The sequence below is a fragment of the Pseudomonas sp. FSL W5-0299 genome (assembly GCF_005930655.1).
Classification (GTDB): domain Bacteria; phylum Pseudomonadota; class Gammaproteobacteria; order Pseudomonadales; family Pseudomonadaceae; genus Aquipseudomonas; species Aquipseudomonas mandelii.
Genome location: NZ_RXHX01000051.1, coordinates 19,354 through 29,906 on the forward strand (window position 1 = coordinate 19,354; position 10,553 = coordinate 29,906).

General features: G+C 59.0%; 10 protein-coding genes and 1 pseudogene. 8 read left to right on the forward strand and 3 right to left on the reverse strand.

Annotated elements, in window-relative coordinates; all coding sequences use genetic code 11:
* Window positions 1–18: 18 nt before the first annotated feature.
* Window positions 19–576, reverse strand: a complete 558-nt coding sequence (locus FHL16_RS31525; RefSeq protein WP_010459465.1) for an ATP-dependent Clp protease proteolytic subunit — start codon at window positions 574–576, stop codon at window positions 19–21.
* Window positions 577–840: 264 nt separating this feature from the next.
* Between FHL16_RS31525 and FHL16_RS34605 the strand changes: the two are divergent.
* Window positions 841–1,002, forward strand: a pseudogene (locus FHL16_RS34605) (general stress protein); the annotation flags it as partial.
* A 577-nt stretch (window positions 1,003–1,579) separates the two neighbouring features.
* On the forward strand, window positions 1,580–1,981 hold the full coding sequence (locus FHL16_RS31535; RefSeq protein WP_077750321.1) for a hypothetical protein: 402 nt from the start codon (window positions 1,580–1,582) through the stop codon (window positions 1,979–1,981).
* 53 nt (window positions 1,982–2,034) lie between these two features.
* Here the strand turns inward: FHL16_RS31535 and FHL16_RS31540 are convergent, their stop codons facing one another.
* Window positions 2,035–2,616, reverse strand: coding sequence for a hypothetical protein (locus tag FHL16_RS31540; protein WP_177346267.1), 582 nt, complete (start codon window positions 2,614–2,616; stop codon window positions 2,035–2,037).
* A 96-nt stretch (window positions 2,617–2,712) separates the two neighbouring features.
* The gene (locus FHL16_RS31545; RefSeq protein WP_077750323.1) at window positions 2,713–3,648 is read right to left on the reverse strand and encodes a LysR substrate-binding domain-containing protein; all 936 of its coding nucleotides are present in this window, start codon (window positions 3,646–3,648) and stop codon (window positions 2,713–2,715) included.
* 210 nt (window positions 3,649–3,858) lie between these two features.
* Between FHL16_RS31545 and FHL16_RS31550 the strand changes: the two genes are divergently transcribed.
* The 6 genes from FHL16_RS31550 to FHL16_RS31575 all read left to right on the forward strand — a co-directional run bounded on the left by FHL16_RS31550 (window position 3,859) and on the right by FHL16_RS31575 (window position 10,356).
* Window positions 3,859–4,827 carry a LysR family transcriptional regulator gene (locus tag FHL16_RS31550; RefSeq protein ID WP_077750324.1) on the forward strand — a complete coding sequence of 323 codons (969 nt, stop codon included), beginning with the start codon at window positions 3,859–3,861 and terminating at the stop codon, window positions 4,825–4,827.
* Between the two features lie 68 nt (window positions 4,828–4,895).
* Window positions 4,896–6,533: a GMC family oxidoreductase gene (locus FHL16_RS31555; RefSeq protein ID WP_077750325.1), complete on the forward strand. Its 1,638-nt coding sequence runs from the start codon at window positions 4,896–4,898 to the stop codon at window positions 6,531–6,533.
* Window positions 6,534–6,552: 19 nt separating this feature from the next.
* Window positions 6,553–8,010 carry an aldehyde dehydrogenase family protein gene (locus FHL16_RS31560; protein WP_077750326.1) on the forward strand — a complete coding sequence of 486 codons (1,458 nt, stop codon included), beginning with the start codon at window positions 6,553–6,555 and terminating at the stop codon, window positions 8,008–8,010.
* Window positions 8,011–8,123: 113 nt separating this feature from the next.
* Window positions 8,124–9,053 carry a catalase family peroxidase gene (locus FHL16_RS31565; RefSeq protein ID WP_077750327.1) on the forward strand — a complete coding sequence of 310 codons (930 nt, stop codon included), beginning with the start codon at window positions 8,124–8,126 and terminating at the stop codon, window positions 9,051–9,053.
* Entirely contained in the window at window positions 9,050–9,598 is a 549-nt protein-coding gene (locus FHL16_RS31570) for a hypothetical protein (protein ID WP_077750328.1), read from the forward strand. Before FHL16_RS31565 ends, FHL16_RS31570 begins: the two co-directional genes overlap by 4 nt.
* Window positions 9,599–9,993: 395 nt before the next feature.
* The gene (locus tag FHL16_RS31575) at window positions 9,994–10,356 is read left to right on the forward strand and encodes a DUF6124 family protein (RefSeq protein ID WP_077750329.1); all 363 of its coding nucleotides are present in this window, start codon (window positions 9,994–9,996) and stop codon (window positions 10,354–10,356) included.
* Window positions 10,357–10,553 lie beyond the last annotated feature (197 nt).

The following is a 10,553-nucleotide window of genomic DNA, read 5'->3' on the forward strand; positions in this document are numbered from 1 at the left end:
CGCCAAGACTAAGATTGATCATCCACCACTGACCTTCCAGTGTTTGACGTTATCAGCAAACACCATCTGCTTCATCTCATGAGCAATACCATAAGCCAGCGATTCATGGGCGGCGATGACCTTTTCCTCCGCAGACAAGCAATGAAAAATGTCGAGTTTGGTCGCTGCGTCAGCGGTTTCGAGCATAAAGATTTGCACGTAGCGCGCTAGGTCATTGTCGAGACTGGACAGGTATTCCCTCAGCCGTTGATGGTCGACGGATTTTTGGCTGAAGTACCAGTTCATCGGATGAATCAGAAAGCGTGCGTGAGGGGATGTGATGCGCCGGCCTGCCGCCAGAAACATGATGATGCCCATCGATTCGATATTGCCGGCGTTGATTGCGCAAAGCGGTACGGGCAAGGACTTCAGGAACGTGTAGAGCGTGAAGCCAAAATTGGTGCTGCCCCCGCAAGTGGACAGGTTCAGGAGAAGGGAGGTGGCACCCTGGTCGATGGCTTCAAGGCAGCAATCCCTGAAGCGCTCGGTCGTTGCCTGGTCGATCTGGCAATGAAAATGCACGATGTGTTCAGTCATTGATTGACCTCCTGGGTGCGATGCGGGGGAGGGCTTCCAAGCGCTATTGAGTCTAGTAAACATCGATTATTCAGGGCGAAAAACCGCCGTAAGGTGACACCGATGAATGGGACAGCCGTCAGTCGACTGGTCGCCGTTTCCAATGGAACCAAACGCCCGAATCCGCTCGTCGCGAGCCCCGTATTTCCGTTCAAACTTTCCGTTTTCTGCATCCTCCGAATTGTACGGGCCCATGCTCGTGCCAACGATGTAGAGGTGAACAAAATGGCCAATACAGGAAATAACAATCCAGGCAATTTTTCCAATGATCCTGACAAGGCTTCAGAAGCCGGAAAGAAAGGCGGAGAAGCGTCTGGCGGCAACTTTGCGAACGATCCAAAACGCGCGTCTGAAGCGGGTCAAAAGGGAGGTCAAGCTTCTGGCGGACAGCCCTCGCGCGATAAAGACAGCATGTCCGGAGGTGGGCAGGGTACAAATCGCGGAGGGGAATTTGCCGACGATAAGGAAAACATGTCCAAGCCAGGCCAAAAAGGCGGCCAGGCTTCCGGCGGACAACAGTCCAACAAGGCTGATCAATCGTCCAGCGGCGGGCAAGGAAGCGGACGCGGTGGCAATTTCGCCGATGACCGCGATAAGTCGTCTGGAACGGGGCGCAATGATGATGGGATGAGCGGAGGTGGAGGACGTAAGTCCTGATGTCGTCTGACCCTATCAAGCCCCGAATTTTCGGGGCTTGATATCGATGGCAATGCTCGTCTTATCTTGCTTGAGTCATGCTGATGGGGCTAGATCGCCTTCACCCTTGTCTCCTCGCCAGGATCAATTTATGCCGCTGAGATTTCACAAGATGCACGCCAATGGCGATGACTTCGTTGTTGTGGACTCGCGAAACTCGACCAATCTAGCGCCTTTCTCGGGAGCACTCACAGGTAGCTGGTAATGAGCATGGGGTAGGGCAGTTGAAGGATTGAATGGAACATCTTCACTAAAGGACGCAGCACTTATGGAAAATCCCTTTTCTCAAGTCAGTGAGCGTTTGAACGGTCGCCGATTCACGGTAGCGGAAAACTCCCACGGGCTATCCGGTACAGGCACAGTGTTTCTTTACCATGTCGAGGAGGATGCCATTTCGGGCACTTACCAAGGCGGGCGTATCCGTATCGGTAATCAGGTTGGGCGCGTGACAGGCCCCGATACTATTGAGCTTCTTTATCAATGTTTGACCACGGATGGCGAGATTCTTGCCGGCTGGTCTCGTGGCACGGTCGGCGTGGATCGCGCAGGACGTACCACGCTGACCTTCGTATGGGGTTGGTTGTCGGGTGCGACTGGAGGAGGGGAGTCGAGTTACGTGGAGCTTGCCGCGCTTCAGTACGTTGCCCCAGTGGGGGAGACATTTACATAACGCGTGCGATGGCGAATATTGCGCGGTTTCTTTCGCCGCCTCAGACATCACTGTTACGTAAGGTCAAATCGCTCCAACGCATAATCCTTACCTGCCAAGGTCAGTTCAAAAATGGTGGCGCCAAACGTACCTCGGGTCACTTTTTGCGTCACCAGACGTTTAGCCTGGAGTTGCTTTAGGCCGGCTTCAACTTCTACCGTGCTGAGGGAGACAAGTTTGCAAACCGAGTTCAAGTTTGCAACTTTTCTGAAGTTCGCATGATAGGCCAAAACTTCCATCAGTAGCGTTTGGTTGTCGGTCAATTTTGGAAACTGAGGGTTGTTCTTTTTGTAAACCTTTCGCTCTATCTCGTGTAACTCGCCGTCAGTTCCATCAGGGATGCGGACGTAGTAAATCGCTACAGAGAGCGTGCTGATGAAAATCGCGATAATCACCAGCAACGACCAATTCGGCATTGGCGTTTCCAGCAAAAGCCACTCGCCCAAACGTAGCAGCAAGCTCGTGGTGTCGGCCAACAATGTCAGGTCGAAATAAGTTTCGAGCGACGTTATGGCCACCCAAGCGACAACGAAAATGCCAGCCAGGAAGGCCAAAGCCTTGGGCGTGAACGAGGAATGCTTGCCTTGTGCTGCCATGCTACTCGTCTCGACCGCAGAAACTGATGCTATCAGCATAGCAGTGGAAAAGCGGGCGTCTGGCACCTCACCTGCAAGGTCCAGCATTTGGCTTTATCAAACCAACGGACTCCCGCGCATCCCTCGCGCCGGATCATCCAGCAACCTGAATTGCTCCACCATGAAATCAATCAACATCCGCATCGACGGCAGCATCCCTTGCCGGCTCGCAAACACCGCATAAATCATCTCGGTCCGCGGTGCCCAATCAGGCAACACCACCACCAGCTGCCCGCGCTCGATAAAGTGATGCACCAGCGACATCGGCATCTGCGCAATGCCGACGCTGTCTATCGCCGCGCAGCGCAGCATCGGCAGCCCCTTAGTAATCAGTTGAGGACGGTGCTGGATTGTGAATTCCGCACCATCTTGATGGAACAGCGTCCAGCTGTAATCGCGTTGCGGACTGCCGTGATGGACGCTGGGGAAGCGTGACAGGTCTTCCGGCTCCTTGGGTTCACCGAGGCGGTTCAACAGCGCGGGACTGGCCACCAGGCATTGCGGCCGCTGGGACATGACGCGGTTGACCAGGTCCGAATCCTGAAGGGGAGGCGGGCGGACTCTCAGTGCCAGGTCAACGCCTTCGGCGACCACGTCGACCTGACGGTCGCTGGCTTCCAGATGCACTTCGACACGCGGGTGCATGGCCATGAACCGGGTGATGATGCCGCCGACGCATTCTTCCAGTAAGACCGTCGGGCAGGTGACGCGCAGCAAGCCACCGGGTTCTGTGTGGGTCATGGCAACCGCCGCTTCAGCGGCTTCTGCGCCTTTGAGCATGGCGCGGCAATGGGCGTAATACGTCTGCCCTAATTCCGTCACCGTGAAATGGCGGGTGTTGCGGATGATCAGGCGCACGCCCAGGCGTTCTTCGAGCAGTGCAATGCGCCGGCTGAGGTTGGATTTTGGAATGCCCAGCGCCCGTGCGGTCGGCGCGAAGCCGCCATGGTCCACCACCATCACAAAGTACTGAAGGTCATTGAGATCGAGCACCGGGCGACATCCATTCGGCCAAAAGAGGCCAACTATACAAGAACGATCGTCCAATGAATGGGAAAGACAAACCCGTTTTTCGGGACTGGTTCACAAGACAGCGAAGCACCTAGATTGCCGCCGTTCGGTGGATTCATTAAAGGAGCTTCAGATGTTACACAGGATGATTCTCGCGATGTCTCCACGCTTTTTTTACTGGATGACTAAAACTTGAACAAGCTGTCCGAGATGCAATCTTTTGTCATGGTGGTGGACACCGGTAGTATTTCCGAAGCCGCTCGGCGTTTGGGTATCGCAAAATCCATGGTCAGCCTGCGGATCCAGCAACTGGAAAAGCGCTTGGGCAGTATTCTGCTGGAGCGTGGGCGCCAGGCCCGGCTGACGGAGGCGGGCGATGTTTTTTACCGTTATTGCGTGCGCATTCTGGGCGATGTCGAAGATGCCGAAGACGCGGTGCAGGCGTTTCAATCGAGCTTGCGCGGTGTGCTGCGGCTGGCTGCGCCGATGGCCTTCAGCATTCGTTACCTGACGCCGATTCTGTCGTCCTTCGCGGTGCGTTACCCGGAGTTGCAGCTGGATATCGAGTTCGATGACCGCCACGTCAATCTGCACGAAGAACGCTATGACGCGGCCATCCGCATCGGCGAGTTGCCGGACTCCTCCCTGGTCGCCAAGACCATCACGCCCAACCGCCACATCATTTGCGCAAGCCCCGGATATCTTGCCGAACACGGCACACCGCAAACCCCGCAAGAGCTGTCCCGGCACTTCGCCATGCTCTATGTGAATCGCGAACCCCACGGCATGTGGACGCTGCCGGTGAACAACACCCTGGAATCGTTCCGTGTGCGCTGCCGGATGCGCACCAACAACGGCCATCAACTCATGGAAGGCGCCAAGGCCGGCATGGGCCTGGCGATTCTGCCGACTTTCCTGGCGGCGCCGGCGATTGTGGCCGGTGAGCTCAAGGAAGTGCTGGCGCCTTATGCCCCACGTGGCGGCAATATTTCGGCGGTCTACCGGCAATCCCAGCGAGCGTCGCCCAAGCTTCATGCGCTGACCAGCTTCCTCATCGAACAGATCGGCAACCCGCCGGAGTGGGAGCAAATGCTTGCGGCTCACACGCGTTCAATCGTTCTGGAAAAACGAAACGGGGAATCGTCTTTTGCCGGCTTATGAGCCTGCGCACCGTCCAATATGCTTTTTCCCAACAGACGCATTCTGACGTCTGACAGGGAAGAAAACGGATGAAGAGTACCCTTGACAATCCTGCTCGCCGGGCGGTCCTGGCCGGCGGAGTTGTGGCCGCTGCGACGTTGGCGGCGGGCAGTGGTTTGGCGCAGGCGTTTGAGTCCAGCGGTATGGCTGGCAAGCGTGGCGCTGATCGTGCGTCGGTTGATGTGATCATTGTCGGCGGTGGTTCGGCGGGGGCGGTGCTGGCCCGTCGGTTGAGCGAGAACACCACGCGTGAGGTGTTATTGCTCGAAGCCGGCCATGGCTACGGCCCGCACAATTACCCCGAGATCGTGGCCAGCAGCGACATCGTTGGCGCTAACGCCAACCCTGAATTCGAGTGGGGTTATAAGACCCGACCGGGCTACATCGACCACCCCATCGGCGCCTTGCGCGGCAAAGTGTTGGGTGGGAGTTCGGCGATCAACGGCGCGGTGGCCATCCGTGCCCGTGCCACCGATTTCAAGCGCTGGGATCTGCCAGGCTGGAGCTACGAAGAGCTGCTGCCATCGTTCAAAAAACTGGAAACCCACAGCGGTGGTGCGAGCGCGTTGCACGGCCATGAAGGGCCGCTGCCGGTGCATCAACTCGGCAAGGCCGACATCACGCCCATGCAACGCGCGTTCATCTACGCGACCTTCGCCAATGGCTATCGCGTAATCGAAGACTTTGACGGCGCTGACGCCCACGGCGTCGGCCCGTACCCAATGAACATTGTCAACGGCGTGCGGGTCAACACCGGCATGGCGTACCTCACCGACGAGGTGCGCGCCCGCGACAACCTGCACATCCAGACTGACAGCCTGGTGGACAAAGTGCTGTTCGACGGCAAACGTGCGATCGGCGTGCAACTGGCCAACGGTGAAAAATTGTTGGCCGCTGAAGTGATCCTTTCCGCCGGCAGCTACGGCAGCGCCGCGATCCTCTTGCGTTCCGGCGTTGGGCCTGGCGAAGACCTGCGTGCCTTGCAGATTCCGCCAGTCGCCGAGCTGCCGGTCGGGCAAAACCTGGTGGATCACCCGTTCTATTACAACGCCTACGCCGCCAAGCCAGACGCCATCGGCAGCCAGTCGCCCGCCATCGGCGCGAAGCTCTGGACCCACAGCCGTTCCGCCGAGAATGGCGAGCTGGACCTGCACATCACCGCCACCCACTTGTTTCCTCATGATCAGAGCCCGACCGGCGTCGGCTTCGTGCTCGCCGTCGCCCTGACGCGGCCACTGTCCCGGGGCAAAGTGACCCTGGCCAGCCGTGATCCGTTCGTGGCACCGACCATCGACCTGAATTTTCTCGCCGAGCCCAAGGACCGCCAGCGCCTGCTGGATGGCATCCGCCTTGCCCGTAAAATCGGCAGCACGGGGCCGCTGAATGCGTTGATCCATTCTGAGCTCAACCCTGGTCAAGGCAACGACTCGGATGAAGCGTTGCTGGCCAGCGTCAAAGCCAGTCTCGACACCTATCACCACCCGACCTCGACGGCGCCGATGGGCAAGCCGGGGGATGCGCGGGCGGTGGTCGACCTGCAAGCGCGGGTCATCGGTGTGCAGGGGCTGCGCGTGGTGGATGCGTCGATTTTCCCCGACGTGCCCTCGGTCGCCACCAACATCACCGTGATTGCCACTGCCGAGCACATTGCCCGTCTCTACGCTTAATCCTCAGGAACCTGCCTCTATGAACAGCACCCCGGTATTGAACTGGATCGACGGCCAATGGCTGGACTCCGGTGTTTACAAAGACTCCATCGACCCGGCGACTTACGAGCTGATCGGCCGATACGCCGAAGGCGGCTTGAACGAAGCGCAAGCCGGCATCGAGGCCGCGCAACGGGCATTTGCCGAATCGCCCTGGAAAGATGACCGACACTTGCGCGCTCAGGTCTTGCTTGAGCTGGCGGATGCCTTCGAGCGCAACGCCGATGAGCTGATCGACACTCTGGCACTGGAGAACGGCAAGATTCGGCCCGAAGCCGAGTTTGAAGTCGGCATGGTGCCCTCCAAGTTGCGCTATTACGCGGCCCTGGCGCGTGCCGAATACGGGCGTGCGGCGGAGCCAAAACCCGGCAGGATTTCCCTGGTGAGTCGTCAGGCGGTGGGCGTGGCGGGCATCATCGTGCCGTGGAACTCGCCGGTGGTCTTGATGATCCGCTCGCTGGCTCCGGCGCTGGCGGCCGGTTGCACCACGGTCATCAAGATGCCCGGGCAAACCGCCCAGACCAACTGCCTGGTGGCCCGGATCATGAGCGAGGCGCTGTCGCTGCCCCGTGGCGTGATCAATCTGTTCAGCGAGCAGGGCGCGGCGGGCTCGATCCATCTGGTGGAATCACCGCGTGTTCCGGTGATCAGCTTCACCGGCAGCACCAGCACCGGCCGGGCGATTTCCGCCGCGGGTGCCCAGCACCTCAAGCGTTTTGGCCTGGAGCTTGGTGGAAAAACGCCGATGCTGGTGTTCAACGACGCCGACCTCGACGCCGCCGTGCCGACCCTGGTGAAAGCCCTGACGGTATTCGCCGGCCAGTTCTGCATGACCGGTTCGCGGCTGTTGGTGCAACGGGATATCGCCACGGTGTTGACTGAGCGTTTGGCCGCAAAACTGGACGCAGTACGCGTCGGGCCCGCCGCCGATTCGGCCAGCGAGATGGGGCCGTTGATCGATAAGCCCAACGTGCAACGGGTCAATCAAATCGTCAAAGAGGCGATTACCGCCGGTGCCCAGGTCATCGTACGCGGTGGCCCGGTGACCGAGGGGCCGTTGGCCAAGGGGGCGTTCTATCGCCCGACGCTGCTGCGGGTCAGCGACCCCAAAATGGCCATCGTCCAGCGCGAGACCTTCGGCCCGGTGCTGACATTGCAAGTGTTTGACAGCGAAGCCGAAGGCATCGAACTGGCCAACAACAGCGAGTTCGGCCTGGCCGCCAGTGTCTGGACCCGCGATGTCGACCGCGCGCTGCGGGTGGCTCGCGAACTGGAGGCGGGCACGGTATGGGTCAATGACTGGGCCGTGGTCTACGACGAGTTTGAAGAGGGCGGTTTCAAACAGTCGGGGCAGGGGCGCCTGAACGGCGTGGCGGCCATGGATGATTTTGTCGAGTACAAACACATCGCCCTCAATCCCGGCCTGCGCAAGGGCTGAATCTAATGCGGCCCACCCGATTTATGATCGGCGCGCTGCTGGCGGGGACGCTGACTGCGTCCTCCGCTTTTGCCGCCCACGAAAATGATGTGTCACCCATAAGAAGTGCCCCCATGTCCAAGGACAGACTTTACGACGCCTTACTTGACGCGCTGACCGCAACGTTCGGCCACCATCCGGGCTTTCGCGCGACCCATGCCAAGGGTATGTTGCTCAGCGGAACCTTTATGGCATCGCCGCCCGCGCCGGTATTGAGTCGGGCGGCGCATTTGCAGGGTCAACCAGTGCCGGTGTTGCTGCGGTTCTCCAACTTCAGCGGCGTACCCGCCACCGAGGACGGCGACCCGATGGCCAGTCCTCATGGCCTGGCCATTCGTTTTGCCCTGCCGGACGGCGAATCCACGGATATCGTGACCCACTCGTTCGACGGCTTCCCGGTGGCCACCCCCGAAGACTTCCTGAGTTTTCTGCAAGGCATCGCCGCCAATGTCGCCACACCGCCGGACCCGCTGCCGCTGCAAACCTTTCTGGCCAGTCATCGCCGAGCCGAACATTTCCTTCAAACGCCCAAGCCCGCGCCGAGCAGTTACGCCGGTATCGAGTACTTCGGCATCAACGCCCTGGTGTTCACCAACCGTCAGGGTGAAGCGCATGTCGGTCGCTACCGGATTGAACCGTTGCGAGCGGAGCCAGTATTGAGTGAGCAGCAAGCCGCCGCGATGCCTGCCGATTATTTGCAGGATGAAATCAGCGCACGGTTGGGCAGGGGCGCTGTGAAGTTGCGTCTGGTGGTGCAGTTGGCGGCGCCCGGGGATGCCATCGAGGACGGTTCGATCCCTTGGTCGCGCAGCCACGATGAAGTTGAGCTGGGGATTTTGACCCTCGATGCGTTTGTCCCGGCCGGGGAGCAGCAATCTGCCCAACAGCGCCTCGACTTCAACCCCGGGCGCTTGATCGACGGCATTGCACCCAGTGACGACCCGATGATTCTGGCGCGCGAACGCATCTACCAACGGGCGCTGCTCCGGCGGCAGCAACCATGAGCATCGACGCCGAGATTGGCGTCAGCGTGATTGTGCATGAGGTCAATCCGCAGCATCAGGCGTTGTATGAGCAGTGGATGAACAAGGCCATCGACGCGCATCGGCAGTTTCCGGGTTACCTGGCAACGGACGTGGTCAAGCCTGTTGGCTCGCACCTGCGTTACGCGATCATTTTGCGCTTTGTCAGCAAGGGGCACGTTGTGGCGTGGCTGGAATCTAAGGTGCGGCATGCGTTGTTGCGCGAGTCATTGCCCTGGTTGCGGCAGGACTATCACCGTACTGACGATGATTCGAAATTCTGGTTTGAACCGGTGCAGGGGCGGGTGACTGTTGCGCGATGGAAGCAATGGGTGCTGTCTTGGATGATCGTTTTGCCGTTGACGGTGTTCTTGCCTTGGGGGTTGGCGGTGCTGCTTGAACTGGCTGATCTGCGATGGCCGGTCTGGGTATTCAAGGTCACGGTAGCCGGGTTGGTATCGTTCAACATGGTGTATTGGCTGATGCCGTTGACGACGCGGTTGATGTCGCGGTGGTTGTTGAAGTGATGATCGAATGAGGATTGCCCGCAGTCTGTTTAAACAGAAAAAATCACTCACGTTTAAATGAAGCTTGCTGTTACCGCATCGAGGCTACAACGCCTTGCGCCACCCCCTACACGTAAGACAGAATCCGCCGGCTTGTGCGTCTGGGGCGCGGGTTTTATCGTTCCTGGGTCACTGAAAAACAGTGATCGGGTTTGGTAGCCCGGTATAACTAGACGCATAGCGCATCGTTCGCAGACGTGTTCACGTCTCCGATTTATGGTGGCCATGCGCAGGGCTCCTTCGGGGGCGCCGGGTTCATCTAGTTACCGGTCTACCAACCCGCGTATGGCCGCCACCCTTCGTTTGGTAGCGAGGGTGATGGCTCTTCTTTATGTGTTAACTAGAGAGTTCCATCCATGATCAAACCAACGCCAAACCCACCGGACACCGATCCGGCATCCCCCTATGAATCCCTCGATTCGAAAAAACTCCACGAAGCCGCCGAGCGCGCCCTCGACCACTACCTCAACCCGGGGGCCCACATCATGGCCAGCACCCACGAACCCGAACCCATGTTCCTCGCCAACCCCAAGTACGACACCGAATCCCTGCTGGCCAACGCCAGCGAATCACTGGGCTCTGCCACCACCATGCTCAGCAACTTCGCCGCGCTGTTGGACAACTCACACCGCAAGACCCTGCTGGGGATCACACAAGTGGTGATGCTGGGGGAATTGGCCGTGAACCAGGCGCTGGATAACGTCGAGCCCAAGGCGTAAATCACCAATCCCTTTAGGAGCGAGCCTGCTCACGATGGCAGTGGATCAGCCAACATTTCTATTGAATGTAAATCCGCTATCGCGAGCAGGCTCGCTCCCACATTGGATCGAGTCGTCCCACAGGTATTGTTATCGCCGCTGCTCCCTGTAGGAGTGAGCCTGCTCGCGATGGCGGTGGGTCAGCCAACATTTCTGTT

Excerpts from the sequence above, each read along its gene's own strand:
- FHL16_RS31570 (WP_077750328.1), top strand. The coding sequence starts at position 9,050 with ATGAGCATCGACGCCGAGATTGGCGTCAGCGTGATTGTGCATGAGGTC.
- FHL16_RS31575 (WP_077750329.1), top strand. The coding sequence starts at position 9,994 with ATGATCAAACCAACGCCAAACCCACCGGACACCGATCCGGCATCCCCC.
- FHL16_RS31525 (WP_010459465.1), bottom strand. The coding sequence starts at position 576 with ATGACTGAACACATCGTGCATTTTCATTGCCAGATCGACCAGGCAACG.
- FHL16_RS31540 (WP_177346267.1), bottom strand. The coding sequence starts at position 2,616 with ATGGCAGCACAAGGCAAGCATTCCTCGTTCACGCCCAAGGCTTTGGCC.
- FHL16_RS31555 (WP_077750325.1), top strand. The coding sequence starts at position 4,896 with ATGAAGAGTACCCTTGACAATCCTGCTCGCCGGGCGGTCCTGGCCGGC.
- FHL16_RS31565 (WP_077750327.1), top strand. The coding sequence starts at position 8,124 with ATGTCCAAGGACAGACTTTACGACGCCTTACTTGACGCGCTGACCGCA.
- FHL16_RS31535 (WP_077750321.1), top strand. The coding sequence starts at position 1,580 with ATGGAAAATCCCTTTTCTCAAGTCAGTGAGCGTTTGAACGGTCGCCGA.
- FHL16_RS31560 (WP_077750326.1), top strand. The coding sequence starts at position 6,553 with ATGAACAGCACCCCGGTATTGAACTGGATCGACGGCCAATGGCTGGAC.